Raw genomic sequence first — 26,780 nt, 5'->3', positions numbered from 1 at the left:
AGATAATTCGTATTAGAGGAGTGTCGCATCTATGGAAAATATTGATAAAACAATGAAGTTTAATTATGAAGAAATCCCTAAAGAAAATGTCGAATCAGTCTTAATCAACGTACATCAAACGCTTGAAGAACGTGGCTATAATGCTGTAAATCAAATTGTTGGTTATTTACTATCAGGTGATCCAGCTTATATTCCACGTCAAAATGATGCCCGTAATCAAATCCGTCATATCGACCGAGATGTAATTATGGAAGAACTTGTTTCAAACTATCTTAAAGAGCATAAACAATAATTTATGTTAACACACAAGATTTTAGGTTTAGATGTAGGAAGTATAACTGTAGGCATAGCAATTAGTGATTTAATGGGATGGACTGCCCAAGGATTAGACACTCTTAGAATCAATGAGGAAAATAACGAATTTGGTATTGATAAATTAGTAACAATTATCAAAGAACACAATGTAGGTTCAGTAGTAATTGGTTTACCAAAAAATATGAATAATTCTATTGGATTTCGTGGCGAAGCTTCGTTACAATACAAGAAGTTGCTACAAGAAGCATTACCAGATATAGAAATAATTATGTGGGATGAACGTTTAAGTACAATGGCTGCTGAACGTTCACTACTTGAAGCAGATGTTTCAAGACAGAAGAGAAAGAAAGTTATTGACAAAATGGCCGCTGTATTTATTTTGCAAGGCTATTTAGATTCTATCCAATAAAGGAGATTTAAATTATGACTGAACATAATCACGACCATAACTCTGAGTTAAATATTAGTAATGAAGAAGAATTATTAACATTATTTGATGAAGATGGTAATGAAGTTTTATACAGAAAAATGTTAGAATTCTATCATCCTGAATTCAAAAAAGAATATGTCATTTTAGCCGAAGAAGGCGCTCAATCTGACGACGATGATATGATCGAACTTATCCCTATGATTAACGAACCTGATGAATCAGGCGATGGTGGTAAATTAGTACCAATCGAAACGGATGAAGAATGGGATATGATTGAAGAAGTTGTTAATACAAACATGGAAGAATAGAGATTTAATAGCTATTCTGTTCATGTGAAATTAAATATTAGAATTTAGAATCCCTCCATAATGTGATTTAATTATGGAGGGATTTTTTGTAAACTATATTTTATCTGTCAATTAACACATCATAGTGATATTCAATTAGAATTTTACCGTATGATGATTTCAAATCAAATATAAAGCTTCCATTTTCCAAATTCATTCTTAAATTTAGTTTGAAACTATGGTAAAATATATAAAGTTTAAATCTTATAAGCATATATTAATTATTCAATCAGTCATTAAACAAATAAGTTTTCGAATTAAAACTTATATTAAGAAGTAAAACTTCCAGTAAATAGACTGATTATTTTTAATGTTATTTTGTATTTTAAAAGGAAGTAAAAAATGGAAGCAAATCAACAGTATTTACTTGGAATACATGAAAAAACAAACAATCATATTGAAGAATTAAGAGCTTATGCTGAAGAACATGCCGTACCTATAATAGATCGATTATCTCTAGAATTAGTAAAACAATTAATTAGAATACATCAAGCTAAAAACATACTTGAAATAGGAACAGCGATTGGGTATAGTTCAATGCAATTCGCTTCAATTTCAGATGATATAAGTATTACGACAATGGAACGTGATGAAGCTATGATTCAACAAGCTAAATCAAATTTTGAAAAATACGGTTATAAAAATCAAATCAGACTAATAGAAGGTAATGCATTAGAACAATATTCTCACGTTAATGACCAAGAATACGATATTATATTTATTGATGCGGCTAAAGCACAATCAAAAAAGTTCTTTGAATTATATACACCTTTACTTAAAAAAGGCGGTCTTGTCATTACAGATAATGTACTTTATCACGGTTTTGTGGCGAATATAGATGTTGTTCGCTCTAGAAACGTTAAACAAATGGTAAAAAAAGTGCAGAAATTTAATACTTGGTTAATGGCTCAAGAAAATTATCAAACTAATTTTGTAAATATGGATGATGGGTTAGCCATATCTATTAAAGGAGAATAAAAATGACAGAATTACTAGTTACCCCTAAATCACTAGCTCATATGGAAACATTAATTGATTTAGGTGCTGATGCATTTGTTATTGGGGAAGAAAAGTTTGGATTACGATTAGCTGGAGAATTTAATCGTGATGATATTAAACAAGCTGTTAAATTAGCGCATGATAACGAGAAAAAAGTTTATGTTGCTGTAAATGGCATTTTCCATAATTATCATTTAAATGCGCTTGAAGATTATATTAATTTCTTACATGAAGTCAACGTCGATCGAATTATATTTGGTGATCCGGCTGTAGTGATGTTCGTTAAGCAACAAAGTAATCCGATTCCTCTTAATTGGAACGCTGAAACTATAGTGACGAACTACTTCCAATGCAACTACTGGGGTAAAAGAGGCGCACAACGAGCAGTATTAGCACGCGAATTAAACTTAGACGAAATTATTAATATTAAAGAGAATGCGGATGTAGAAATTGAAGTTCAGGTACATGGTATGACTTGTATGTTCCAATCTAAACGTATGTTACTTGGCAATTATTATACATTCCAAGATAGACAGATGAAAATTCAACGTGATAAAAATGATACTGAATTGTTATTATATGATGAAGAACGTGATAATAAATATCCAGTGTTCGAGGATTATAATGGTACACACATCATGTCACCTAATGATATTTGCTTAATCGAAGAACTTGAACCATTCTTTGAAGCTGGCATTGATTCATTTAAAATTGATGGTGTTCTACAAAGTGAAGAATATATCAATACTGTAACTACTCAATATAGAGAAGCTATAGATTTATATAATGAAGATCCTGAAGCATATGAAGATGAAAAATTTATGTTAGTAGATCCAATTGAAGAAATTCAACCAGAACATCGTCCGTTTGATGAAGGATTTTTATACAAACAAACTGTTTATTAAAAGGAGGCGCTTGTATGAAAACATTAACTGAAATTAATTCAAAAAATAAAACTAAAGTTAAAAAACCTGAATTATTAGCGCCTGCTGGTAATTTGGAAAAATTAAAAATTGCTGTACATTATGGTGCTGACGCAGTATTCCTAGGTGGACAGGAATATGGTTTAAGATCTAATGCGGATAATTTTACAATGGCAGAAATTCAAGAAGGTGTAGAATTCGCTAATCAATATGGCGCTAAAATTTATGTAACAACTAATATTATTGCACATGATGAAAATATCGATGGTTTAGAATCTTACTTAATGGAATTAGAAGCGACCGGTGCAACAGGAATTATTGTAGCTGATCCACTGATTATTGAAGCATGTAAACGCGTAGCACCAAGATTAGAAATTCATCTCTCTACTCAACAATCACTTTCTAATTATAAAGCCGTTGAATATTGGAAAGAAGAAGGTTTAAATCGAGTTGTATTAGCACGTGAAACTGGTGCTATGGAAATGAAGGAAATGAAAGAGAATGTTGATATTGAAATTGAAGCATTCATTCATGGTGCAATGTGTATTGCATATTCTGGTAGATGTACATTAAGTAACCATATGACAGCACGTGATTCTAACAGAGGTGGATGCTGTCAAAGTTGTCGATGGGATTACGATTTACTTTCTGTTGATGAGGATGGAGAACTTGATTTATATTATCAAGATGGCGATGTAGTACCTTTTGCTATGAGTCCTAAAGATTTGAAATTAATAGAATCAATTCCTCAAATGATGGACATTGGTATCGATTCACTTAAAATCGAAGGACGTATGAAATCAATTCACTATATTGCTACTGTCGTTTCTGTTTATAGAAAAGTGATTGATGCGTATGCAGAAGACCCTGAGAATTTTAAGATTAAACCAGAATGGCTAATTGAGCTAGACAAATGTGCTAATAGAGATACAGCACCAGCTTTCTTTGAAGGTACACCAGGATATGAAGAGCAAATGTTTGGTTTACAACAAAATAAAAAGTCACCTTACGATTTTTGTGGATTAGTGCTAGACTATGATTCTAAATCTCAAATTGCAACTATCCAACAACGTAATCATTTTAAACCTGGTCAAGAAATTGAATTCTTCGGTCCTGAAATTGAAAGTTTCAGACAAGTCATTGATGAGATTTATGATGAAGAAGGAAATCGCTTGGATGCTGCACGTCATCCACTTCAAATTGTCCAAATCAAGGTAAATCATCCTATTTATCCTAACAACATGATGAGAAAGGAAATCGGATAATGACGAACACAACTATTATTGGTATTGCAGGCGGATCTGGCTCTGGTAAAACTACAGTTACTAATGAAATTATGAAGAATTTAGAAGGTCATAGCGTAGCCTTATTAGCTCAAGATTATTATTATAAAGACCAATCACACTTAACTTTTGAAGAACGTTTAGAAACAAACTATGACCATCCCTTCGCATTTGATAACGATCTATTAATTGAAAATTTAAAAGACTTACGTAATGGTCATGCTGTAGAAGTACCGACGTATGACTATACTAATCACACTAGAAGTGATGAAACGATTGCATTTGAGCCTAAAGATGTTATTATCGTAGAAGGTATATTTGCATTAGAAAATAAAACTTTACGTGATATGATGGATGTTAAAATATATGTCGATACTGATGCCGACTTAAGAATTTTACGTCGTTTAGTACGAGATACTAAAGAGCGTGGTCGTTCAATGGAATCAGTAATCAACCAATATTTAAATGTTGTCAGACCTATGCATAATCAATTTATAGAACCTACTAAACGCTATGCTGATATTATTATTCCAGAAGGCGGAAGTAATAAGGTCGCAATTGATATAATGACAACTAAGATCCAAACACTTGTAAGTAAACAATAGCTTATAAGTAAACTAATATTACGTTATTTTTTAATTATTCTATAAGTTAAATCTCAGTATGTGAAAAGGAAGATGACATAATGGAAAATCAAAAACAATATCCAATGACTCAAGAAGGTTATGAAAAATTAGAACAAGAATTAGAAGAATTAAAAACGGTTAAACGTCCAGAAGTAGTTGAAAAAATTAAAGTTGCACGTTCATTTGGTGACTTATCTGAGAACTCAGAGTACGATGCAGCAAAAGACGAACAAGGTTTTATCGAACAAGATATTCAACGAATTGAACATATGTTACGTTATGCTTTAATTATTGAAGATACTGGCGATAACAATGTAGTACAAATTGGTAAAACAGTAACATTTGTAGAATTACCTGGTGATGAAGAAGAAAGTTACCAAATTGTTGGTTCTGCAGAAGCAGATGCCTTTAAAGGTAAAATTTCAAATGAATCACCAATGGCTAAAGCTTTAATTGGTAAAAACTTAAATGATGAAGTTCGCGTACCACTTCCAAATGGTGGCGAAATTAACGTTAAAATCGTAGATATTAAGTAATTTATATAACACTTCAAATGTCAGCTTAGATATTTGAAGTGTTTCTTTAGTTTCATACGAAAAATATTGTAAAATTAACATTTTTAAATTGTTTTACCTTTAAAATAAACATTTTACGGTATAAATATGACTAAATCTTTTTAAAAATTATAAATTTTTCATGACAAATTCTATTTTATATGCTTAAATAACTATGTAAATACAACTAAATAAATGCTATGAATACAATAAAGTAAGCGATTACAATTTTGTCCTTACTTTTTTTATTATTCTTAATTTGAAATACTTATTAAACAACTACGATTTACAAATGTTATAATTTTTTTATAAATATTGTTTTATGTCTAGCTAAGCTAATCACATTTTCAAAATAAAAAAAATCAAAGCTAATTTATTAGTGGAACTTGTTTAGAAATGTAAGTAGCTTTTAGAGGGGGGAGGCATCATATTGGAAATTAAAGTTATAAATGAACAATCAATTTTACTTTATTTCAAAGAAGAAATTAGTGAACAAAACTATAAAGATGTAGATACAACTACACAATACATACTTTCAAAAAATATTTCAGCTATTAGAGATGTTGTACCTTCATATCGAGCAATTATGATTAATTTTGACAATAAGCAATTAAATTATGAACAGCTTATAACACAACTAGAATTAGATGATATTGAACTTTCTACATCAAATAAGAATGATGATAAGAAAGTGATACATATTCCAGTACTATATAACTTAGAAGTTGGTCCAGATTTAGAGGAAGTTGCAAAACACAATAACTTAAGTATTGATGAAGTAATTAAAATCCACACTGATAATGAATATTTAATTTATATGCTAGGCTTTATGCCTGGATTCCCATTTTTAGGTGGATTGGATAAACGTTTACATACGCCTCGTCGTTCTGAACCAAGAGTCAAGATTAATGCTGGTTCAGTAGGTATTGCTAATAATCAAACAGGTTTATATCCATCAGATTCTCCAGGAGGATGGCAAATCATTGGTCGTACACCTTTAAAAGTCTTTGATCAATATTCAAATCCAATGACGCTTTACGAAGCTGGTGATTATATTAAATTTTATGCGATTGATGAATCTACTTTTAAAGAAATAGAAACTGAAATTGCAAATAATAAATTTAATAAAGAAAAGTGGGTGACTAATAACTATGAGCATTAAAATTATTAAGCCTGGTCTCTTTACTACAGTACAAGATTTAGGGCGTTATGGTTACCAACATTTAGGATTTTCAAGTGCTGGTGCAATGGATCGAAATAGTTTCAAATTAGGTCAGGCTTTAATCAATAATGAGGGACCAAGCCTTGAATTTACAGTTATAGGCCCAACCATTGAATTTCAAGAAGATAATACTTTCGTTATTACTGGTGCTAAATTTAATGCTAAGTTGAATCAACAAGAAGTGGCACATAACACAGTAATGTTCGCTGCAAAAGGCGATAAACTTGAAATAGGTTCTGCTATAGAAGGTGCTCGTGGCTATTTATTCTTTGGTCGTCCATTAGACATCATTGAAGTTGCTGATAGTTACTCAACGCACACTAGAAGTCAAATTGGCGGATATAAAGGCAGAACTTTGAAAAAGAATGATGTTATTAAAGTTAAGTCTAACGACACCTATAAAAACAATTTAGGTAAAACGCTTGATTATGATGCTACACCTAAAGATAACATTATTCATATTATAGAAGGGCCACAGTTTGAGGCATTTTCAGAAGAAAAAAGAAATCTTTTAGTTGAAGGTGAATACAATATTTCCGACCAATCAGATAGAATGGGGTACCGTTTAATAGGTAATAATATTGCACCTGAAGAAAGTGCCGATATTATATCTGAGCCTGTAGCGTTAGGTAGTATTCAAGTACCAAATGACGGCAATCCAATCATCTTATTGAATGATAAACAAACTGTTGGAGGATATACGAAAATAGCAACAGTGAGTCAACTTGATTTGAATAAGCTAGCTCAGTTGAAACCAGGCGATCAACTTCAATTTAAATGGATTTCGATTGAGGATGCTAATCAACATTTACAAGAGTTTGATGAACATTTAAAAACATTGCTTAATCGTATCGAAAAAGAACCAATCTACAATATTCAATCTATGCGACCAACATCACATAAATTGGCAAAAATAATTGAGGAGGAATAATTAGTGAATATTAAAAAAATAGAAGAGGTCATTAATTTAGTAAAATCAAACGGAGTTAAACGTTTCAAATTCAAAGATAATAAAAGTGAATTAGAGTTAGACTTTACAGAAGGCGTTCAAAGCCAAGATAATGTAAGTGCTCCTTCACAAACAGTGCAAAATAATAATACAAATGAAGAAACTTCAACTCAAAGTCAAAATGGTAGTTCAAATGATAGCGCTCAAGAAATTAAGTCTCCTATGGTTGGCACGTTCTTCTTACAAGATAGTAAAGAGCTAACTGAACCTCAAATTAAAGTAGGGGATCAAATTAAATCTGGCGATGTAATTGGTTATATCGAAGCGATGAAAGTCATGAATGAAGTGACTAGTGACGTTGACGGAGAAGTAGCCGAAATCGTTGTAGATCATGGAACAAATGTAGAATATGATCAAGTACTAGTTAAAGTCAAATAAGGGGGAACTTGTGTATGTATCGTTGTTTAGTAGCTAACAGAGGAGAAATCGCGGTCCGTATCATTAGAGCGTGTCGTGAAATGGGTATAGAAACTGTTGCGATTTACGCTAAAGGGGACGAAAAAAGCTTACACGTTAGCCTTGCTGACCAAGCTGTTTGTATTGGAGAAGCTAACCCACTAGACAGTTATTTAAATATTGAACGTATAATTGGTGCTGCTGAAATTACCGGTGCTAATGCGATTCATCCAGGATATGGTTTCTTATCTGAAAGTACAACGTTCGCTGAAAAAGTTGAAGAAAATGATATCCATTTTATTGGTCCTAATAAAACAACTATGGAAATGATGGGTGATAAAATCACTGCGCGTCAAACTGTAGATTCTGCTGGCGTTCCTGTAATACCAGGTTCGTCTGGTGCGGTTAATTCAGTAGAAGAAGTTAAAGAATTAGCTAAAGAAATTGGTTACCCAGTTGTTTTAAAAGCTGCTAGCGGTGGTGGCGGTAAAGGTATCCGTATTGTTAAAGAACCTGAACAATTAGAAAAATCATTAAAAGAAGCCAAAAGCGAAGGCCAAAAATACTTTAATGATGATCGTGTATACGTTGAAGCATTCATACCAGTAGCAAAACACGTAGAAGTTCAAATTATAGGTGATGGTAAAGAAAATTATGTTCACTTAGGTGAGCGTGATTGTTCCGTTCAACGTAAAAACCAAAAATTAATTGAAGAATCTCCTTGTGCGGCTCTATCAGAAGAGCGACGCAAACAAATTTGTGAAGACGCTGTTAAAGTAGCTAAAGCTTCTAATTACAGAAGTGCAGGTACAATTGAATTCTTAGTTACAGAAGATGCACATTACTTCATCGAAATGAATGCACGTATCCAAGTAGAGCACACTGTAACTGAAATGCGTGCTGATAGAGACTTATTGCAAGCACAACTTTATTTACTACAACATGGCGAATTACCATTCACTCAAGAAGATATTGTGTTTAATGGCCATGTTATTGAAGCACGAATTAATGCTGAGAATCCTGAAAAGAAATTCCAACCTACACCTGGTAAAGTTAAAAAGTTACATTTACCTCAAGGGTTTAATATTCGTGTAGATTCTCTGTTATATCCTGGTTATCAAGTATCTCCTTATTACGATTCTTTAGTAGCTAAAGTTATTGTTAAAGATGCTAATCGTGAAAATGCTATTAAAAAATTAAAAGTAGCACTTGATGAAATGGTAATTGAAGGCTTTTCAACTACAGCAGACTTTTTATATGCAGTTTTAAGCTATCCATTATATGCTGATGGCGATGCAAAAGATGTAGATATTAAATTCCTTGAGAAACATCAAATTATCAAAGGAGTTGAGCTTTAATGAAGATTGATTTGAATTGTGATTTAGGCGAAGCATTTGGTAATTATTCATTTGGTGGGGATAAAGATATTATTCCATTGATCACTTCTGCTAATGTTGCCTGTGGTTTCCATGCAGGGGATGAAAATGTAATGAATGACACAGTGAAAATAGCTAAAGACAATGGTGTAAGTATTGGTGCACATCCTGGTCTACCAGATTTAAAAGGTTTCGGACGCAGAAATATTGATATTGCGCCACAAGAAGTTTACAATTTAATGATTTATCAACTAGGTGCTTTGGAAGGATTTTGTAAAGCCCATGGCACAACTATTAACCATGTAAAACCGCACGGTGCTTTATATAATATGGGTGCAAAAGATAAAAATATTGCCCATGCTATTGCACAAGCTGTATATGACTTTGATTCATCATTAGTTTTAGTAGGTTTATCTAATTCTTTATTAATTTCAGAAGCTGAATCAGTTGGTCTTAAGACTGCTTCAGAGGTCTTTGCAGATAGACGTTATGAAGATAATGGCCAATTAGTTAGTCGTAAAGAAGCTGATGCAGTTATCACAGATACTGATGAAGCGTTAGATCAAGTAATTAAAATGGTTACTGAAAATAAAGTGATTAGTAAAAATGGGAAAGAAATTGATTTAAAAGCCGATACAATTTGTGTGCATGGAGATGGCGCCCATGCATTAGATTTTGTATCACAAATCAGAAAAAAATTAACGAAAGAAGGCATTGATATTCAATCCTTATAGGGGGTTCCAAGATGGGAGAAAATTTAAAACCAAAAACTAACGAGAAAGATTTCCAATTCACAAAAAATCATAGACGTTTACTCTATGGTTCAGTCTTTTTAATGGCTACGTCAGCAATTGGACCAGCTTTCTTAACACAAACAGCAGTATTTACTGCAGAATTTTATGCTAGTTTTGCTTTTGCAATATTGATTTCAATCATTATTGATATTGGCGCTCAAATAAATATTTGGCGTGTACTTGTAGTAACTGGTTTACGAGGACAAGAAGTATCAAACAAAGTGTTACCTGGTTTAGGTACAGTCATTTCATTGTTAATCGCTTTTGGGGGATTAGCGTTCAATATAGGTAACATTGCCGGTGCAGGTCTAGGATTAAACGCGATGTTTGGACTAGATATTAAGTGGGGCGCTGCTATCACAGCGATATTCTCTATTTTAATATTTGTAAGTAAAAGTGGCCAAAAAATTATGGACGTTGTATCAATGATTCTAGGTGTGGTTATGATACTTGTAGTGGCATATGTCATGGTGGTATCTAATCCGCCATATGGAGAAGCATTGGTTCGTACAGTAGCACCAGAACATCCTATTAAATTGATTTTACCAATTATTACTTTAGTTGGTGGTACAGTTGGAGGATACATCACGTTTGCTGGAGCACATAGATTGCTTGATTCAGGTATGAAAGGTCAACAGTTTTTACCATTCGTCAACCGCTCTGCTATTGCTGGCATCTTAACTACTGGTATTATGAGAACGTTACTTTTCTTAGCAGTATTAGGTGTAGTGGTAACTGGTGTAACTTTAAGTGCAGATAATCCACCAGCATCAGTATTTGAACATGCTATTGGACCTATTGGTAAAAACATCTTTGGTGTAGTTATCTTTGCTGCAGCTATGTCATCTGTAATTGGTTCCGCATACACTAGTGCAACGTTCTTAAAAACGTTACATAAATCAACGGTTAATAAAAATAACCTTATCGTCATTATCTTTATTGTTGTATCAACTTTAATCTTCTTATTTATTGGTAAACCAGTAAGCTTATTGATTATTGCAGGAGCTATTAATGGTTGGATTTTACCTATCACATTAGGAGCTATCCTTATCGCAAGTCGTAAGAAATCAGTTGTCGGAGACTATAAACATCCAACTTGGATGCTAGTATTCGGTATACTTGCGGTAGTAGTTACAATTATTACTGGAATATTCTCATTACAAGATTTAGCCACTCTATGGAAAGGCTAATATACTTGAGCAGGCTGAGACAAATATCAAATGTCTCAGCCTTATTTTTATTTTTAAAATTAAAGAACCACTATTTATCGTGTAATTAACTTATCTTGGTCGTGATGACTATAAAATTATGATAAAATAGCTTATGCTAAGATGAAGATAGAGGTGTAAATATGATTGGAATTATAGGAGCTATGGAAGAAGAAGTAGCTATTTTAAAAGATAAATTAGTAGAGTTGAGTGAAATTACTTCAGCTCATGTAAAATTCTACAGAGGTAAACTAAACAATAAAGAAGTGGTACTAACTCAAAGTGGAATAGGTAAAGTTAACGCAGCTATTTCAACAACTTTATTGATTGAAAAGTTTAATCCCCAAATTATCATTAATACGGGATCTGCAGGTGCTTTAGATGAGAGTTTAGCAGTAGGTGATATTTTAATTAGTAATGAAGTGATTTATCATGATGCTGATGCTACTGCTTTTGGGTATGAATATGGTCAAATACCTCAAATGCCTGCGAAATTTAATGCGGATCCAAAACTATTAAAATTAACTGAACAAATCGTTATTAATCAAGATTTAACTGCTAAAGTTGGTCCAATTGTTAGTGGTGATAGTTTTATTGGCAGTGCGGAGCAACGTTTAAATATTAAACGACAATTTCCAACTGCTATGGCTGTTGAGATGGAAGCGACAGCAATCGCACAAACTTGTTATCAATTTAAAGTACCATTTATTGTTACGCGTGCTGTTTCAGATTTAGCTAATGGAGAAGCTGAAATGTCTTTTGAAGAATTTTTAGGAAAAGCAGCTCAATCATCAAGTAAGATTGTAGAAAAGTTAATATCTGAACTATAAAAAAATATTAAAGGTGAAGATTATGGGGTTAATTAAAAAATATTTCATGCCAAATGATTATGTTAAATCTGTTTTTGAAATTGATATTGAAAAATTAGCAAAAGCAGGATTTAAAGGCATTATTACAGATTTAGATAATACATTAGTAGGATGGGACGTAAAATCTCCTACTATTGAAGTTAAAGAATGGTTTAAAAAAGCCAATGATTTAGGTATTACTATCACTATAGTTTCAAATAATAATGAAGAACGTGTATCAAGTTTTTCTAAAGACTTGAATGTGGATTTTATCTTTAAAGCACGTAAACCTATGGGTAAAGCATTTAAAAAAGCAATTAAGCATATGCAAATTCAACCTAAAGAAACAATTGTTATTGGCGACCAAATGCTTACAGATGTTTTTGGTGGTAATCGCAATGGTTTATATACTATCATGGTTGTTCCCGTGAAAAGAACTGATGGATTTATTACGAAATTTAATAGAATAATCGAACGTCGTTTACTAAATTATTTTAAAAATAAAGGATACATTAAATGGGAGGAAAATTGATTGGATGAAACTTTAAAATGTATAGGTTGTGGAGCACCTCTTCAATCTGAAGATAAAAATGCACCTGGTTATGTGCCAGAACATAATTTATTTAGAGAAGATGTGATTTGTCAACGTTGTTTTAGACTTAAAAATTATAATGAAATTCAAGATGTTGGGATGGACAGCGACGACTTTTTAAATTTATTAAACGGATTAGCTGATCGTAAAGGAATTATCGTCAACGTCGTAGATATCTTTGATTTTGAAGGGTCTTTTATCAACGCTATTAAACGTATTGTAGGTAATAAAAAGATTATTTTAGCAGCTAATAAGCTTGATTTACTACCTAAACAAATTAATAAACGTCGTGTAAAAGAATGGCTAAAAAGAACAGCGAGAAAATACGGATTAGAGGCCGAAGAAGTGATATTAATATCTGCTCACAAAGGTTGGGGAATTGATGATTTATTAGCGGCAATCGATCACCACCGTGACAATAATGATGTCTATATCGTCGGCACTACAAACGTAGGGAAATCTACGCTCATTAATAAGTTGATTGAACAAAGTGTCGGAGAAAAAGATGTCGTTACTACTTCAAGATTCCCAGGTACTACTTTAGATATGATAGATATTCCACTTGATGAACGTACATTTATGTATGATACACCGGGTATTATTCAAGCACATCAAATGACGCATTACGTGACTGAAAAAGAATTAAAAATTGTTGTACCTAAAAATGAGATTAAACAACGTGTCTTTCAACTAAACGAAGGGCAAACTTTATTCTTTGGCGGGTTAGCAAGAATTGATTATGTAAGTGGTGGAAAACGTCCATTAGTGTGCTATTTTTCAAATGATTTAAATATTCATCGTACTAAAACTGAAAAGGCAAATGACTTATGGCGTAATCAAATTGGCAATGTCTTAACCCCTCCAAAAGATGCTAAGAATTTTGATATGAGTAATATTAAAGCAGTCCGATTAGAAACGGGTAAAGAAAAAAGAGATGTGATGATTTCTGGATTAGGCTTTATTACTATTGAAGCAGGCGCAAAAGTAATCGTTAGAGTTCCAAAGAATGTTGATGTAATATTACGTAACTCTATAATGTAAGGTGGTAATTTAAATGAAATATGCTGTAATAGGTGATCCAATCTCACATTCATTATCTCCAATCATGCATAATGCTAATTTTCACTCATTAAACATGAATGATTCATATGAAGCATTGCATATTCCAGTAGAACGTTTTAATCAAATACGCGAAATTATTGAAGAAAAAGATATTTCTGGTTTTAATATTACCATCCCACATAAGGAACGTATCATTCCTTTTTTAGATGAAATTGATGCACAATCAGAAACTGTAGGTGCAGTCAACACTGTGAAAATAGTAGATGGCAAATGGATTGGATATAATACTGATGGTCTAGGTTATGTAACTGGCTTAAAACAAGTATATCCAGATTTAGAAAATGCTTATATTTTAATTTTAGGTGCTGGGGGGGCGAGTAAAGGTATAGCAAACGAATTGAACAAGTTCGTCCAACCTAAATTAACAGTTGCGAATAGAACAATAAGTCGTTTTGAATCTTGGACATTAGATGTTAATGCGATTTCACTTGAAGAAGCTGAGACTCATTTAGATGAATTCGATATTATTATTAATACGACTCCTGCAGGTATGGATGATAATAAAGAACATGTCATTAGCTTAAAACATCTATCACCAAATACATTGGTAAGTGATATTGTTTACATTCCTTATAAAACGCCTTTCTTAGAAGAGGCTGAAGCTAAAGGAAATCAAATTTATAATGGCCTGGATATGTTCGTCTATCAAGGTGCAGAAAGTTTTAGAATTTGGACTGGAAACCAAGCAAATATTCAAGAAATGAAATATGCAGTACTAAAAAATTTAAAAGGAGAATAATATGCTTACAGGAAAACAAAAAAGATATCTAAGAAGTTTAGCTCATAATATTGATCCTATTTTTCAAATTGGTAAAGCTGGTATTAATGAAAATATGATTGCTCAAATTGATGATACACTTGAAAATAGAGAACTTATTAAAATTCACGTATTACAAAATAACTTTGATGATAAAAATGAATTAGCAACTACTTTAAGTGAGGCTACTAATAGTCAAGTTGTGCAAGTAATTGGTTCAATGATTGTCATTTATAGAGAATCTGAAGAAAATAAAGAAATCACTTTACCTTAAGTTATGGTAAAAAAAATCGTTTTATATGGCGGTCAATTTAATCCGATTCATACTGCACATATGCTAGTAGCTAATGAAGTTCATTCTATTATTAAACCTGATAAATTCTATTTTTTACCAAGTTATATGGCACCTCTTAAAAGTCATGATGATTATTTAGATGCTAAATTTAGGATGAAAATGATTGAAATGGTTATAAGTGACCTTGGCTTTGGCGAAATCTGTGAAGCTGAATTACAAAGAAAAGGTCAAAGTTATACGTATGATACTTTAAAAGATTTGGTTAATATTGAACCTGATGCTAAATACTATTTTATTATTGGCACTGATCAATATGAGCAATTAGATAAATGGTATAAAATCGAAGAATTAAAACAGTTAATTACTTTTATCATTATTAATCGTGGCGTAAATCATCAAACAGTTGACGAGGATATGATTTCTATTACTATTCCTCGTATGGATATTAGTTCTTCTATGATTAGACAACGCGTAAAAAATAAAGAAACTATAAATGTCTTAGTCCCTCGAAAGGTTAATAACTATATTAGAGAGGAAGGATTTTATGAAAATTAAAAAAGCTGTTGAATTAATAAAAGATAAATTACCTGAAAAAAGATTCAAACACTCATTAAGAGTCGCTGAAACAGCAGTTAAACTAGCAGAAATTTATGATGGTGACAAAGATAAAGCGGAATTAGCCGGCGTCTTACACGATTATTGCAAATATGATGATTTAAGTACGATGTATCAAATCGTACGCCAACACGATTTAGATAGCGAATTATTAAGTTATGGCAGCGAAATTTTACATGGCCCAGTGTGTGCAGCAATTATGAAGTCTGAATATAATGTTCAAGATGAAGAAGTTTTATTAGCTATTAAAAACCATACTACCGGTCGTAAAGAAATGACTAAAACTGAAAAATTAGTTTTTATTGCTGATTATATTGAGCCTGGAAGAAAGACCCCCGGAGTTGAAGAAATCCGAGATATGGCATACAATCAAGGTAGCTTAGATAAAACAATTTATGAGATATCTAAGCGCACAGTTTTATTTTTAGTTGGTAAAGATATTACAGTATTCGGCGCAACGATTTCATGTTTAAACTATTACAATTATAGTGATCAAAGAATAAAGGATGATTAAATGAATTCAGAAGAATTATTAAATATTGCTGTCAATGCGACAGAAAACAAAAAAGCGGAAGATATCGTTTCTCTTAGTATGCAAGGTATCAGTGATATGACTGATTACTTTGTGGTTTGTCATGGTAATAATGAAAGACAAGTACAATCAATTGCTAGAGCTGTTAAGGAAGCTGCTCATGAGCAAGATATCGATGTTAAACGTATGGAAGGATATCAAAGTGCTCGTTGGGTATTAATTGATTTAGCAGACGTTGTAGTACATATATTCCATAAAGATGAACGTAATTACTACAATATTGAGAAATTATATCAAGATGCGCCAATAGAAACATACGAACAGGCAGTTTATTAATATGACTCAGTATGTTGAAATGAGTACAGTATACGATCAATTAACTTTAGATCAACCTTATGACAAGTGGTTTTCTATAGTTAAGCATTATGCACAGCCTTTTACAGACAAACTTGATGTACTAGATATCGGCTGTGGCACAGGAAGTTTAACATCGTTACTTACTTCTATTGGAACGGTTACGGGAATGGATTTAAGTAGTGAAATGCTATCCATTGCTGCTAATAAATCTAATCAAGTGACTTGGTTAGAAGGAGATATGACCGATTTTTCATTAAATAAAACGTTTAATGTCATAACAATATTTTGTGATTCACTGAATTACTTACCAGATGATGAAGAAGTACTTCACACGTTTAATTGTGTATATAATCATCTATCAGATTCTGGAGTTTTTATTTTTGATGTTCACACTATTTTTAAAATGAACACGCTATTCAATAATCAATGTTATATAGATGAAACCAATGATACTTTCCTTGCTTGGGAAGCAATTGTTGGTGAGGAGCCTTATAGTGTCTATCATGATATGAGCTTTTTCATTAAAAATACTGATGGTAGTTATCATAGATTTGATGAGTCTCACTATCAAAGAACTTTTGAAGAGCAACATTATCGTAATTTATTAAATCAAGCTGGCTTTTCTAAAGTTGAAACATTTGTAGATTTTGATATTAATAATCATGATGAAAATGGAGAAAGACTATTTTTCGTCGTTAATAAATAATTTTTAAAGTAAACTCGTTTCCTTATACGTTTATATATATAAGGAGATGAGTTTTTTGTTTAATAATATAAATGACATAATGAATTTTATTCTGAAATGGAAGGTTCAAATTATAATTGCAATTAGTATTATATTAATTGGTGTTTTCTTAATATTTTTTAAAGGAGGGGATATTTCAGAAACAAACTTGAACAATGACCTAGTAAATACTTCAAATAATGATAGTAAAATTTCTAATCAAGGAGTTAACAATCATCACAAAAATAAAAAAGGTGTAGATGATAATTTAGATAAAAAGGACTCAGAAAATAAAACCGTTTTAGTTGATGTCAAAGGTGCTGTTGAGAAACCTGATGTTTATGAAATGAAAAGTTCTGATAGGGTTAATGATGTGTTAAAAAAAGCAAAGTTATTAAAAGAGGCTGATGTCACTCAAATTAATTTATCTGAAAAGTTGACTGACCAAAAAATGATTAATGTTCCTTCTAAAAACGATGTAAATAAAAATTCTTCTAGTCCACCTTCTAGTATCAATTCAAATGGAAAAAATTCTACTCAAAATAAAGTAAATCTGAATACTGCTACTGAAAGTGACCTCTTAAATATTCCAGGAATAGGACCGACAAAAGTTAAAGAAATTTTAGAATATAAACAAAAAAATGGCCAGTTTAATAGTGTTGATAATCTTAAAGATATCAAAGGTATTGGAGGTAAAACTTTCGAAAAAATAAAAGATTACTTTACAGTTTAAAAATAAAATAGTAATTTGATAAATAATCAACTTAAAATAATATGTTAATCGTAGTCTTAATTTTTAATTTACTATGTCTATAGGCTTAAACTATAATATTAGTTAATATACACTTTAATGGAGTTGAAAATTATGGAAAGAATCAAATGGGATGAATACTTTATGGCCCAAAGCCATTTATTGGCTTTACGTTCAACTTGTCAACGTCTTTCAGTGGGGGCTACAATTGTAAAAGATAATAGAATCATTGCCGGTGGTTACAATGGATCAGTGGCAGGAGAAGTTCATTGCATTGACGAAGGTTGTTTAATCGAAGATGGTCATTGTATTCGTACAATTCATGCTGAAATGAATGCATTACTTCAATGTGCAAAACAAGGTGTATCTACTGAAGGTGCTACTATATATGTAACTCATTTTCCTTGTCTAAACTGTACAAAGTCAATCATTCAAGCTGGTATTACTAGAATATATTATGCTCAAGATTATCATAATCATGAATATGCACTTAAATTGTTAGCTCAGTCAGGAATAGAGCATCAGCAAATTAATTTTTCAGCTGAAAAGGTTGCTCGATATTTAGTAAATTAATAACTTATGATTTATATTGCTTTAAGTTTATTATCTGGAATTTTGTGGATTCACTTAAAAGTATTTTCACTATTCCTTATAAGTTTATTAATTTTCCTCAGTCTTCAAAAACAATTTAATTTTAACTTTTTCATTTTATTAATTATAAGTTTCATTTTATTAATTATAAGTTTCATTTGTGGGATATTAGTAGCAGAACATAATATAAACGCAAGCGCTAAACTTAACCAATATTACAGTATGCATCAAATTATAAATAGGGAAGTAGTATTTAACGGTATGGTTAGCCAAACTAAAAATCAGTTTAAAGGCGAATTTAATATTGATGGTATTGAGTATTCGTTTACATATATAAATAAGAATCATAATATAATAGCGAGTATGCTAGAGCATAGTGCTTGTCCAATTAAGGGAACCCTTTCAAATGTTATTAATGATAAGGCATATGTATTCATTAAAGAAATTAATTATAAACAATGTCATGTGCTTGTTCATGATAATTTTATTGAGCGACATATAAAATATATTACAAATAAACTTCAGCATAGTAATTTAAAAAATCCTGAAAAAATATTAGCATTAATTACTGTTGATATGAGCGGGATAGACAAAGAGTATTTAGAAAAAGTCAAAACAATAGGTATCTATCATTTACTTGCTGTGAGTGGTTCTCATATTGCTACTATATCCTTCTTAATACACCAAAGTTTAGTGAGATTCAATATTCCAAAATTGCTGATAAAATTAGCTATAATCTTAGTGCTTATTCTTTTCGCTTTCTATACTGGCTTCGCCCCAAGTGCTTTAAGAGCAATTTTGGCTACAATTATATTTCTAATTATTCCTCATCGGTTTAAACTTTCTTCACTAGATATTTTAAGTATTGTGTTTGTTGGTTTAACAATTAGCTACCCAACAATAATATATGATATTGGTTTCCAATTTTCCTTTTTAATATCATTTTTTATACTTCTATCTTTACCACTAATTAATTCGTTGTCTCACTTACAAAGTCTTTTATTTCTAACATTTATCGCTCAGTTATCTTCCTCAATTATAAGTATATATCATTTTAATCAACTTCAATGGATTGGACTATTTTCAAATTTAATTTTTGTCCCTTTTTATAGTTTCGTTATCTTTCCTTTATCAATATTTGTATTTATTATTTATCACTTCGTTAATAATGTTAACTTTATTAACAATCTCATGAACAATATTTTTGATTTTCATGATGTTATTCTAAAATTATTTCTTATATTTAAAAATGAACAAATATTTGTTGCCTCAACTTCTCCAATTAACTTACTAATCTACTTTTTACTTTCTCTTTTAAGTTTTATTTTTATTTGCCACAAGAAAGTACTAGCAAGTTTTCTAATTCTGTTAGTCTATATAGTAGCAATCTTATTCAATTCTCAACCATATCACAGTACAATTACTTTTTTAAATGTAGGGCAAGGGGATAGTTTATTGTTTCAAACTAATAAAAATGAAACTTTAATGGTTGATACTGGAGGAAAAGAATCTTCAAATAATCAATCCGATAATCATAACATTTCAAAATATCATATACTCCCTTCTTTAAAATCTAAAGGTATATCTTCAATCGATTATTTAATCCTTACACATCCACATGCTGATCATATTGCCGAATTTCCTTACTTGGCTAGTCATATTAAAATTAAAAAATTATATATTAATGATTACAGTTACTCAAAAGAACAACTCTCTCGAATAAGAATGATTTGTGATAAGAATAATATCAAATTATTTGATGCAGCAAAGATTGATACCATTCATTTATCAAATAGTAATATATCTTTTCTTCATTCTTATATACCAATGAGTGAGGATAAAAATGAACAAAGTATTGTTTTATTAGTTAAATATAGAAAGATTAATATATTATTAATGGGAGACGCGACAAAAAATAATGAAACTGTATTACTTAAAAAATATGACTTACCTAAAGTAGATATTTTGAAAGTAGGGCATCATGGCAGTAAAACGAGTAGTTCGCTCCCATTTCTTGAAAAAATTCATCCCTCTATAAGTGTCATATCTAGTGGGAAAAATAATAAGTATCATCTTCCTAATCAATCTACAATTGATTCTCTTTTAAAATTAGACTCTAAAATTTTTAATACTCAAAATGATGGCGAAATTTCTATTGATCTCGATAATCACTTTAGTACCTCTTTTAATTAATTATTGAAAATTAGTGATAATAATTGTCTCATGATATAATATGTAAACGTGTAAAAATTAGAAAGGGTGCTCATTACTATGGGAAATAATATAGTGGCCGTTTATGGAGAAGTACCAGAGCTTGTTGAAAAGAAGAGCAATGAAATTGTAAATGACTTTTTAAATGAAGAAAAAGATGATTTTAATTATATAAAATTTAATCTTTATGAACATAGTATGTCTAATATTATTGAAGAAACATTAACTATGCCTTTCATTTCAGAGAAAAAAGCAATTGTTGTTAAAAATTCTTTTATTTTTACAGGCGAAAAAGTTTCAAAAGATTTAACACCTAATAATGATCAAATTTTAGAATTTCTTAATAAATACGATGGCGAGAATCTTATCATTTTTGAAATTTATCAAAATAAATTGGATGAACGAAAAAAGATAACTAAAACGTTAAAACAAAAGGGCAAACTTTCTAAAGTTGAACAAATGTCTGAAGAAGAAATTAAATCTTGGATACAGAATAAACTTTATGAAAACTATAAAGATATTAAGCAAGATGCATTAAATTTATTTATTGAATTAACAGGTATAAATTTCAACATCGTGTCACAAGAATTAGAAAAAATCATCTTATTTTTAGGTGATAGGGCAACAATAACCAAAGAGGATGTTAATTTAATCATTAATCGTAGTTTAGAACAAAACGTTTTTTTATTAACAGAATATATTCAAAAAGGGCAAAAAGCTAAAGCAATTTCACTTGTAAAAGATTTAATTATCATGAAGGAAGAACCTATAAAGTTATTGGCATTAATTACGAGTAATTATAGATTGTATTATCAATGTAAGATACTTTCTCAAAAAGGCTATAGTGGTCAACAAATTGCTAAGACAGTTAATGTACATCCATATAGAGTGAAACTTGCTCTTACACAAGTAAGACACTATCAATTAAATCAGCTTTTAAATATCATTGATAATTGTGCTGAAACAGACTATAAACTAAAATCATCTTATATGGATAAACAATTGATACTTGAATTGTTTATTTTATCTCTATAAAAAAAGTTCAAGCGCTAAGCTTGAACTTTTTTAAAAAATTATTTACTTGATGACATTAATTGTGATTTAATGCGATCAGCTTTATTTGAATGAATTAAGTTACTTTGTGAAGCTTTATCAACTGATTTGATAGCGAAGCTAACTAATTCAGCTTTATTATCAGCGTTATTAGCGATAGCTGATTTAGCGTTTTTCACTGCAGTACGCATAGCGTTTTTTTGTGAAATGTTACGAGCTTCAGCGCTTTCAGTTGTTCTCACACGTTTAATAGCAGATTTAATATTTGGCATTACTGTCACCTCCTAAAAGTGAGCTTTAGCATATCAAATTTTATTTTGATTACAACAAGAAATATTTTATCAAAACATATATGTTTGTGCAATCATTAATTGAAGTTAAACGATTTTATTTAGAAATTAAATCGTATTTGCTATTGGAAAGCCTAATTCAACACTTTATAATTGAAGTATAAATTAACAACTAGTTCGTTGAAACATGTTAATTATAAATTATAAAGTTAAAATATTATAGTTTATCTCAAATTTGCAATTAAGTTTTAAAAACGATATTATATCAAAGATGTATACATATACGGGCTAATTTTATGAAAGTGAGAATGATAGGTTATGGATATGCAAGAACGCTATAACAGAAGAGAGTCTATCCGAAATTTTTCTATAATTGCTCATATTGATCATGGTAAATCAACATTAGCAGATAGAATTTTGGAGAACACAAAATCTGTAGAAATAAGAGAAATGCAAGACCAATTATTAGATTCTATGGATCTTGAAAGAGAACGTGGCATTACAATTAAATTAAATGCAATACGATTAAAATATGAAGCGAATGATGGAAAAACATATACGTTCCATCTTATTGATACACCAGGACACGTAGACTTTTCTTATGAAGTATCTAGATCATTAGCCGCTTGTGAGGGTGCAATTCTTGTTGTTGATGCTGCACAAGGAATCGAAGCGCAAACATTAGCAAATGTTTATTTAGCTTTAGATAATGAATTAGAATTACTACCTGTTGTTAATAAAATTGATTTACCTGCTGCTGAACCAGAAAGGGTAAAACAAGAATTAGAAGATGTTATTGGTTTAGATCAAGATGACGTTGTATTAGCAAGTGCTAAATCAAACATCGGTATAGAAGAAATTTTGGAAAAAATCGTCGAAGTTGTACCTCCTCCAGAAGGTGATCCAAGTGCACCTTTAAAAGCACTTATATTTGATTCTGAGTACGACCCATATCGAGGCGTTATTTCATCAATTCGAGTAATGGAAGGCGTTGTAAAAGCTGGCGATCGTATTAAAATGATGGCTACTGGTAAAGAATTCGAAGTAAGTGAAGTAGGTATTAACACACCGAAACAGTTGCCTGTTGAAGAATTAACTGTTGGTGATGTTGGTTATATTATTGCAAGTATAAAAAATGTAGATGATTCTCATGTGGGTGATACAATTACTCATGCTGAGCGACCTGCAGAGGCGCCTTTAAAAGGTTATAAAAAAATGAATCCTATGGTTTATTGTGGATTATTCCCAATAGATAATAAAGACTATAACGATTTAAGAGAAGCACTTGAAAAACTTCAATTAAATGATGCTTCATTAGAATTTGAACCTGAATCATCTCAAGCGCTTGGTTTTGGTTTCAGAACTGGTTTCTTGGGTATGCTTCATATGGAAATTATTCAAGAACGTATTGAAAGAGAGTTTGGAATTGAATTAATTGCTACTGCTCCATCTGTAATTTACCAATGTGTGATGAAAGATGGTTCAGAAGTTACTGTAGATAATCCAGCTCAAATGCCGGAACGTGATAAAATCGAAGCTATCTATGAACCATATGTTCAAGCAACAATGATGGTTCCTAATGATTATGTAGGTGCAGTAATGGAACTATGCCAACGTAAACGTGGACAATTTATCAATATGGATTATTTAGACGATATTCGAGTAAATATTGTTTACGAAATCCCATTATCAGAAGTCGTATTCAATTTCTTTGATCAACTGAAATCAAATACTAAAGGTTATGCTTCATTTGATTATGAATTCATTGAGAATAAAGAAAGTAATCTTGTGAAAATGGACATTCTGTTAAATGGTGACAAAGTTGATGCTTTAAGTTTCATCGTTCATAGAGACTTTGCCTACGAAAGAGGTAAAGCTTTAGTTGAAAAATTAAAAACATTGATTCCTAGACAACAATTTGAAGTACCTGTTCAAGCTGCTATTGGACAAAAAATTGTAGCTAGAACTAATATTAAATCAATGGGTAAAAATGTTTTATCTAAATGTTACGGTGGGGATATTAGCCGTAAACGTAAACTTTTAGAAAAACAAAAAGCAGGTAAAGCTAAAATGAAAGCTGTAGGTAGCGTAGAAATTCCTCAAGACGCTTTCTTAGCTGTCTTAAAAATGGATGACGAATAGAACATTAATGTGGTTAAGACAATCATAGGTACTGTATATAGAGAGGCTGAGACAAAATAAAATGTCTCAGTCTTGATTAAAATTAGGTGTTAAACTTACTGTTTCTACTTAATTAAAACTACTGAACTTATGTACCTTCGTCTTAACCTTTTTTTATTCGAGAATTTAAAGCGGGGGTGTAAAAAATGACAGTTAAAAGCGCTTATATCCATATACCATTCTGTGTAAGAATTTGTACATATTGCGATTTCAATAAATACTTCATTCATAAACAACCTGTAGATGAATATTTAACTGCACTAATTGAAGAAATGAAAACTAGCCAAAATAGGGAATTAGAAACTATGTATGTGGGCGGCGGCACGCCAACTGCATTAAGTGAAGCTCAACTTGAAAGATTACTTAAAGCTATTAACTCAATATTTAAAATAAACGGTGAGTATAGTTTTGAGGCTAATCCTGATGAACTTACATTTAATAAAGTTAAATTATTAAAAGAATACGGCGTTAATAGAATATCTATGGGTGTACAAACTTTTAAACCTGAATTATTAAAAATACTTGGTCGTACACATCAAAGTGAAGATATTTATAACGCAGTTAACAATGCAAGGAATGCAGGAATTGACTCTATCAGTTTAGATTTGATGTATCATTTACCTTCACAAACTTTAGAAGATTTTGAGGATAGCTTAAATAGAGCACTTCAAATGGATATTGATCATATTTCAAGTTATGGCTTAATTCTGGAACCTAAAACACAATTTTATAATATGTACCGTAAAGGCAAACTGAAGCTACCTAATGAAGACTTAGGCGCAGAGATGTATCAATACCTAATGAAGAAATTAGAAGGAAGTCAATTTCATCAATATGAAATTTCTAATTTCGCTAAGCCAGGACATGAATCTGAGCATAATAAAGTATATTGGCTGAATGAAGAATATTATGGCTTTGGAGCTGGGGCAAGTGGATATGTGAACGGTGAACGATATTCCAATTTAAATCCAGTTCAACATTATATTAATGCAATAAATAGTGGAAAACGTCCTATCTTAACAAGTAATTTTCCTACATTTGAAGAAAAGATGGAAGAAGAAATGTTTTTAGGTTTAAGAATGAATAAAGGGGTTAATAGAAAAACGTTTGAAAATAAATTTAATGTTTCTTTAAATGAAGTGTTTGGTCAAACAATAAAACAACTTAAAAACAATCAATTACTTAAAGAAAACAACGATTATATATCGTTAACTGAGAGAGGAAAAGTGATAGGAAACGAGGTTTTCGAGACATTTTTATTAAATATATAATTTTTTACAAAAATCAGAGCTTTAACGTTGACTTACTTTGACCAATTTGATAAATTATAATTAGCACTTGAGAGAAAAGAGTGCTAATGAGGTGAAAACATGATTACTGAAAGGCAATTAAGCATTTTAAATGCAATTGTTGAAGATTATGTTGATTTAGGACAACCTATTGGTTCTAAGACCTTGATTGACAGACATCACTTAAATGTGAGCCCTGCTACGATTAGGAACGATATGAAACAATTGGAAGAATTAAACTTTTTAGAGAAGGCACATTCTTCATCAGGTCGTTCGCCATCAGAGAAGGGGTTTAGGTTATACGTCAATCAATTATTAAAACAAACATCTCATCATAAACAAAAGAAAGTTCAACGGTTAAATCAACTATTGATTGAGAATCACTACGATATTTCTTCAGCATTAAGTTATTTTGCAAACGAATTATCTATGAAATCTCAATATGCAACGTTAGTTGTTCGTCCTAATCACAATAAAGATATTATAAATAATATTCATTTAATACAGGCGAATCTGTCTATATTAATTATGGTTATTATTTATCATTCCGGCCATGTAGAACATTTGCAATTAAGTTCGAATATAAGTTTGAATAGTAATAGATTAACTGAAATAGCAAAATTTATTACTAATAACTATAGTCTTGAAGATACTCAATTAAATGAGAAAAATAAGTATTTTTCAAAGACTTTAGAAGAAGAACTTTTTGTAAATGATTTAATTACAATGCTTAATTCTCATTTACTCAAACAAAGTAATAGCATTTTTATGGGTGGAAAGGTTAAACTAATTGATGCATTGAATGAAACCAATGTTTCATCTATTCAACCAATTTTACAATATTTAGAATCTGAACGGATTACTGACTTACTAGAAGATATATCCACATCAGGTATCAATGTAAAAATTGGTAAAGAAATTGATGATAGTCTGAGTGATATTTCTATTGTCACTAGTCAGTATCATTTTGATGATTCTTTAAAAGGACAAATTGCGGTTATCGGACCAACTGCGATGCATTATCAAAATGTGATTCAATTACTTAGCCAAATTTGGTAAGTCTAATTGTAATTATATTGGAGGGCATAAC

General features: G+C 30.9%; 30 protein-coding genes and 2 pseudogenes. 31 read left to right on the top strand and 1 reads right to left on the bottom strand.

All coding sequences use genetic code 11. From position 1 onward, the window contains the following. The first annotated feature begins 31 nt into the window (after positions 1–31). The 28 genes and pseudogenes from LIX58_RS11160 to holA all read left to right on the top strand — a co-directional run bounded on the left by LIX58_RS11160 (position 32) and on the right by holA (position 21,912). Positions 32–292, top strand: a complete 261-nt coding sequence (locus LIX58_RS11160) for an IreB family regulatory phosphoprotein (protein WP_126567024.1) — start codon at positions 32–34, stop codon at positions 290–292. Between the two features lie 3 nt (positions 293–295). Then, positions 296–724 (top strand): Holliday junction resolvase RuvX, encoded by a 429-nt coding sequence (ruvX, locus tag LIX58_RS11155; RefSeq protein WP_154837529.1) that lies wholly within the window; start codon positions 296–298, stop codon positions 722–724. A gap of 14 nt (positions 725–738) precedes the next feature. Beyond that, positions 739–1,053, top strand: a complete 315-nt coding sequence (locus tag LIX58_RS11150) for a DUF1292 domain-containing protein (protein WP_103298274.1) — start codon at positions 739–741, stop codon at positions 1,051–1,053. Between the two features lie 381 nt (positions 1,054–1,434). After that, positions 1,435–2,070 (top strand): O-methyltransferase, encoded by a 636-nt coding sequence (locus tag LIX58_RS11145; RefSeq protein WP_154837531.1) that lies wholly within the window; start codon positions 1,435–1,437, stop codon positions 2,068–2,070. Between the two features lie 2 nt (positions 2,071–2,072). After that, positions 2,073–2,996: a peptidase U32 family protein gene (locus LIX58_RS11140; protein ID WP_154837533.1), complete on the top strand. Its 924-nt coding sequence runs from the start codon at positions 2,073–2,075 to the stop codon at positions 2,994–2,996. Between the two features lie 14 nt (positions 2,997–3,010). Next, positions 3,011–4,279 carry a peptidase U32 family protein gene (locus tag LIX58_RS11135; protein WP_154837534.1) on the top strand — a complete coding sequence of 423 codons (1,269 nt, stop codon included), beginning with the start codon at positions 3,011–3,013 and terminating at the stop codon, positions 4,277–4,279. Continuing rightward, a complete protein-coding gene (udk, locus tag LIX58_RS11130) occupies positions 4,279–4,902 on the top strand; it encodes a uridine kinase (RefSeq protein ID WP_126567019.1) in 624 nt (207 codons plus the stop codon). Before LIX58_RS11135 ends, udk begins: the two co-directional genes overlap by 1 nt. 80 nt (positions 4,903–4,982) lie before the next feature. After that, complete coding sequence (gene greA / locus LIX58_RS11125) at positions 4,983–5,459, top strand: transcription elongation factor GreA (protein ID WP_103298269.1); 477 nt, start codon at positions 4,983–4,985, stop codon at positions 5,457–5,459. A 448-nt stretch (positions 5,460–5,907) separates the two neighbouring features. Next, positions 5,908–6,639 (top strand): 5-oxoprolinase subunit PxpB, encoded by a 732-nt coding sequence (pxpB, locus tag LIX58_RS11120; RefSeq protein ID WP_126567018.1) that lies wholly within the window; start codon positions 5,908–5,910, stop codon positions 6,637–6,639. Then, on the top strand, positions 6,629–7,630 hold the full coding sequence (locus tag LIX58_RS11115; RefSeq protein ID WP_154837538.1) for a biotin-dependent carboxyltransferase family protein: 1,002 nt from the start codon (positions 6,629–6,631) through the stop codon (positions 7,628–7,630). The genes pxpB and LIX58_RS11115 overlap by 11 nt, the downstream gene beginning before the upstream one ends. A 3-nt stretch (positions 7,631–7,633) precedes the next feature. Beyond that, positions 7,634–7,757: pseudogene (locus LIX58_RS12690) on the top strand (acetyl-CoA carboxylase biotin carboxyl carrier protein subunit); the annotation flags it as partial. Positions 7,758–7,831: 74 nt separating this feature from the next. Next, a pseudogene (locus LIX58_RS12685) lies at positions 7,832–8,086 on the top strand (acetyl-CoA carboxylase biotin carboxyl carrier protein); the annotation flags it as partial. A gap of 14 nt (positions 8,087–8,100) precedes the next feature. Then, positions 8,101–9,462, top strand: coding sequence for an acetyl/propionyl/methylcrotonyl-CoA carboxylase subunit alpha (locus LIX58_RS11105; protein WP_103328073.1), 1,362 nt, complete (start codon positions 8,101–8,103; stop codon positions 9,460–9,462). Further along, a complete protein-coding gene (gene pxpA, locus LIX58_RS11100; protein ID WP_154837542.1) occupies positions 9,462–10,214 on the top strand; it encodes a 5-oxoprolinase subunit PxpA in 753 nt (250 codons plus the stop codon). Before LIX58_RS11105 ends, pxpA begins: the two co-directional genes overlap by 1 nt. Positions 10,215–10,225: 11 nt before the next feature. Then, on the top strand, positions 10,226–11,464 hold the full coding sequence (locus LIX58_RS11095) for an NRAMP family divalent metal transporter (RefSeq protein WP_226386330.1): 1,239 nt from the start codon (positions 10,226–10,228) through the stop codon (positions 11,462–11,464). A 161-nt stretch (positions 11,465–11,625) separates the two neighbouring features. After that, positions 11,626–12,312 (top strand): 5'-methylthioadenosine/S-adenosylhomocysteine nucleosidase, encoded by a 687-nt coding sequence (mtnN, locus tag LIX58_RS11090; RefSeq protein WP_154837545.1) that lies wholly within the window; start codon positions 11,626–11,628, stop codon positions 12,310–12,312. 22 nt (positions 12,313–12,334) lie between these two features. Then, positions 12,335–12,862, top strand: coding sequence for a YqeG family HAD IIIA-type phosphatase (locus tag LIX58_RS11085; RefSeq protein WP_126567012.1), 528 nt, complete (start codon positions 12,335–12,337; stop codon positions 12,860–12,862). Continuing rightward, entirely contained in the window at positions 12,863–13,963 is a 1,101-nt protein-coding gene (gene yqeH, locus LIX58_RS11080; RefSeq protein WP_126567011.1) for a ribosome biogenesis GTPase YqeH, read from the top strand. A gap of 13 nt (positions 13,964–13,976) precedes the next feature. Beyond that, positions 13,977–14,783 carry a shikimate dehydrogenase gene (aroE, locus tag LIX58_RS11075; RefSeq protein WP_126567010.1) on the top strand — a complete coding sequence of 269 codons (807 nt, stop codon included), beginning with the start codon at positions 13,977–13,979 and terminating at the stop codon, positions 14,781–14,783. A 1-nt stretch (position 14,784) separates the two neighbouring features. Continuing rightward, positions 14,785–15,075: a ribosome assembly RNA-binding protein YhbY gene (yhbY, locus tag LIX58_RS11070; RefSeq protein ID WP_126567009.1), complete on the top strand. Its 291-nt coding sequence runs from the start codon at positions 14,785–14,787 to the stop codon at positions 15,073–15,075. Between the two features lie 3 nt (positions 15,076–15,078). Further along, complete coding sequence (locus LIX58_RS11065; RefSeq protein ID WP_154837547.1) at positions 15,079–15,651, top strand: nicotinate-nucleotide adenylyltransferase; 573 nt, start codon at positions 15,079–15,081, stop codon at positions 15,649–15,651. Further along, the gene (gene yqeK, locus LIX58_RS11060; protein ID WP_226386329.1) at positions 15,641–16,225 is read left to right on the top strand and encodes a bis(5'-nucleosyl)-tetraphosphatase (symmetrical) YqeK; all 585 of its coding nucleotides are present in this window, start codon (positions 15,641–15,643) and stop codon (positions 16,223–16,225) included. Before LIX58_RS11065 ends, yqeK begins: the two co-directional genes overlap by 11 nt. Beyond that, positions 16,226–16,579 carry a ribosome silencing factor gene (gene rsfS / locus LIX58_RS11055; protein ID WP_103298677.1) on the top strand — a complete coding sequence of 118 codons (354 nt, stop codon included), beginning with the start codon at positions 16,226–16,228 and terminating at the stop codon, positions 16,577–16,579. Between the two features lies 1 nt (position 16,580). Further along, positions 16,581–17,306, top strand: coding sequence for a class I SAM-dependent DNA methyltransferase (locus tag LIX58_RS11050; protein WP_126567006.1), 726 nt, complete (start codon positions 16,581–16,583; stop codon positions 17,304–17,306). Positions 17,307–17,352: 46 nt separating this feature from the next. Beyond that, positions 17,353–18,057 carry a helix-hairpin-helix domain-containing protein gene (locus tag LIX58_RS11045; RefSeq protein ID WP_226386328.1) on the top strand — a complete coding sequence of 235 codons (705 nt, stop codon included), beginning with the start codon at positions 17,353–17,355 and terminating at the stop codon, positions 18,055–18,057. A gap of 132 nt (positions 18,058–18,189) precedes the next feature. Next, entirely contained in the window at positions 18,190–18,648 is a 459-nt protein-coding gene (locus LIX58_RS11040; RefSeq protein WP_126567004.1) for a ComE operon protein 2, read from the top strand. 279 nt (positions 18,649–18,927) lie between these two features. Next, entirely contained in the window at positions 18,928–20,859 is a 1,932-nt protein-coding gene (locus LIX58_RS11035) for a DNA internalization-related competence protein ComEC/Rec2 (RefSeq protein WP_226386327.1), read from the top strand. A 78-nt stretch (positions 20,860–20,937) separates the two neighbouring features. Next, positions 20,938–21,912, top strand: coding sequence for a DNA polymerase III subunit delta (gene holA, locus LIX58_RS11030; protein ID WP_126567002.1), 975 nt, complete (start codon positions 20,938–20,940; stop codon positions 21,910–21,912). 38 nt (positions 21,913–21,950) lie between these two features. Here the strand turns inward: holA and rpsT are convergent, their stop codons facing one another. After that, positions 21,951–22,202, bottom strand: a complete 252-nt coding sequence (gene rpsT / locus LIX58_RS11025) for a 30S ribosomal protein S20 (RefSeq protein WP_103298117.1) — start codon at positions 22,200–22,202, stop codon at positions 21,951–21,953. A gap of 336 nt (positions 22,203–22,538) precedes the next feature. Here rpsT and lepA point away from each other — a divergent pair, with 336 nt between their 5' ends. The 3 genes from lepA (at position 22,539) to hrcA (ending at position 26,749) form a co-directional block, all read left to right on the top strand. Beyond that, positions 22,539–24,362, top strand: coding sequence for a translation elongation factor 4 (gene lepA, locus LIX58_RS11020; RefSeq protein ID WP_226386326.1), 1,824 nt, complete (start codon positions 22,539–22,541; stop codon positions 24,360–24,362). A 185-nt stretch (positions 24,363–24,547) separates the two neighbouring features. Beyond that, on the top strand, positions 24,548–25,672 hold the full coding sequence (gene hemW, locus LIX58_RS11015; protein ID WP_154837556.1) for a radical SAM family heme chaperone HemW: 1,125 nt from the start codon (positions 24,548–24,550) through the stop codon (positions 25,670–25,672). A gap of 99 nt (positions 25,673–25,771) precedes the next feature. Continuing rightward, positions 25,772–26,749, top strand: coding sequence for a heat-inducible transcriptional repressor HrcA (gene hrcA / locus LIX58_RS11010; RefSeq protein ID WP_154837558.1), 978 nt, complete (start codon positions 25,772–25,774; stop codon positions 26,747–26,749). Positions 26,750–26,780: the final 31 nt, after the last annotated feature.

Source organism: Staphylococcus sp. Marseille-Q1834 (assembly GCF_916858875.1).
Classification (GTDB): domain Bacteria; phylum Bacillota; class Bacilli; order Staphylococcales; family Staphylococcaceae; genus Staphylococcus; species Staphylococcus pragensis.
Note: the sequence above shows the minus strand (reverse complement) of the source record. Positions and strands in the feature narration are given on the sequence as shown.

Excerpts from the sequence above, each read along its gene's own strand:
- LIX58_RS11160 (WP_126567024.1), top strand. The coding sequence starts at position 32 with ATGGAAAATATTGATAAAACAATGAAGTTTAATTATGAAGAAATCCCT.
- ruvX (WP_154837529.1), top strand. The coding sequence starts at position 296 with ATGTTAACACACAAGATTTTAGGTTTAGATGTAGGAAGTATAACTGTA.
- LIX58_RS11150 (WP_103298274.1), top strand. The coding sequence starts at position 739 with ATGACTGAACATAATCACGACCATAACTCTGAGTTAAATATTAGTAAT.
- LIX58_RS11145 (WP_154837531.1), top strand. The coding sequence starts at position 1,435 with ATGGAAGCAAATCAACAGTATTTACTTGGAATACATGAAAAAACAAAC.
- LIX58_RS11140 (WP_154837533.1), top strand. The coding sequence starts at position 2,073 with ATGACAGAATTACTAGTTACCCCTAAATCACTAGCTCATATGGAAACA.
- LIX58_RS11135 (WP_154837534.1), top strand. The coding sequence starts at position 3,011 with ATGAAAACATTAACTGAAATTAATTCAAAAAATAAAACTAAAGTTAAA.
- udk (WP_126567019.1), top strand. The coding sequence starts at position 4,279 with ATGACGAACACAACTATTATTGGTATTGCAGGCGGATCTGGCTCTGGT.
- greA (WP_103298269.1), top strand. The coding sequence starts at position 4,983 with ATGGAAAATCAAAAACAATATCCAATGACTCAAGAAGGTTATGAAAAA.
- LIX58_RS11115 (WP_154837538.1), top strand. The coding sequence starts at position 6,629 with ATGAGCATTAAAATTATTAAGCCTGGTCTCTTTACTACAGTACAAGAT.
- LIX58_RS11105 (WP_103328073.1), top strand. The coding sequence starts at position 8,101 with ATGTATCGTTGTTTAGTAGCTAACAGAGGAGAAATCGCGGTCCGTATC.
- pxpA (WP_154837542.1), top strand. The coding sequence starts at position 9,462 with ATGAAGATTGATTTGAATTGTGATTTAGGCGAAGCATTTGGTAATTAT.
- LIX58_RS11095 (WP_226386330.1), top strand. The coding sequence starts at position 10,226 with ATGGGAGAAAATTTAAAACCAAAAACTAACGAGAAAGATTTCCAATTC.
- mtnN (WP_154837545.1), top strand. The coding sequence starts at position 11,626 with ATGATTGGAATTATAGGAGCTATGGAAGAAGAAGTAGCTATTTTAAAA.
- LIX58_RS11085 (WP_126567012.1), top strand. The coding sequence starts at position 12,335 with ATGGGGTTAATTAAAAAATATTTCATGCCAAATGATTATGTTAAATCT.
- aroE (WP_126567010.1), top strand. The coding sequence starts at position 13,977 with ATGAAATATGCTGTAATAGGTGATCCAATCTCACATTCATTATCTCCA.
- yhbY (WP_126567009.1), top strand. The coding sequence starts at position 14,785 with ATGCTTACAGGAAAACAAAAAAGATATCTAAGAAGTTTAGCTCATAAT.
- LIX58_RS11065 (WP_154837547.1), top strand. The coding sequence starts at position 15,079 with ATGGTAAAAAAAATCGTTTTATATGGCGGTCAATTTAATCCGATTCAT.
- yqeK (WP_226386329.1), top strand. The coding sequence starts at position 15,641 with ATGAAAATTAAAAAAGCTGTTGAATTAATAAAAGATAAATTACCTGAA.
- rsfS (WP_103298677.1), top strand. The coding sequence starts at position 16,226 with ATGAATTCAGAAGAATTATTAAATATTGCTGTCAATGCGACAGAAAAC.
- LIX58_RS11050 (WP_126567006.1), top strand. The coding sequence starts at position 16,581 with ATGACTCAGTATGTTGAAATGAGTACAGTATACGATCAATTAACTTTA.
- LIX58_RS11045 (WP_226386328.1), top strand. The coding sequence starts at position 17,353 with ATGAGTTTTTTGTTTAATAATATAAATGACATAATGAATTTTATTCTG.
- LIX58_RS11040 (WP_126567004.1), top strand. The coding sequence starts at position 18,190 with ATGGAAAGAATCAAATGGGATGAATACTTTATGGCCCAAAGCCATTTA.
- LIX58_RS11035 (WP_226386327.1), top strand. The coding sequence starts at position 18,928 with ATGGTTAGCCAAACTAAAAATCAGTTTAAAGGCGAATTTAATATTGAT.
- holA (WP_126567002.1), top strand. The coding sequence starts at position 20,938 with ATGGGAAATAATATAGTGGCCGTTTATGGAGAAGTACCAGAGCTTGTT.
- rpsT (WP_103298117.1), bottom strand. The coding sequence starts at position 22,202 with ATGCCAAATATTAAATCTGCTATTAAACGTGTGAGAACAACTGAAAGC.
- lepA (WP_226386326.1), top strand. The coding sequence starts at position 22,539 with ATGGATATGCAAGAACGCTATAACAGAAGAGAGTCTATCCGAAATTTT.
- hemW (WP_154837556.1), top strand. The coding sequence starts at position 24,548 with ATGACAGTTAAAAGCGCTTATATCCATATACCATTCTGTGTAAGAATT.
- hrcA (WP_154837558.1), top strand. The coding sequence starts at position 25,772 with ATGATTACTGAAAGGCAATTAAGCATTTTAAATGCAATTGTTGAAGAT.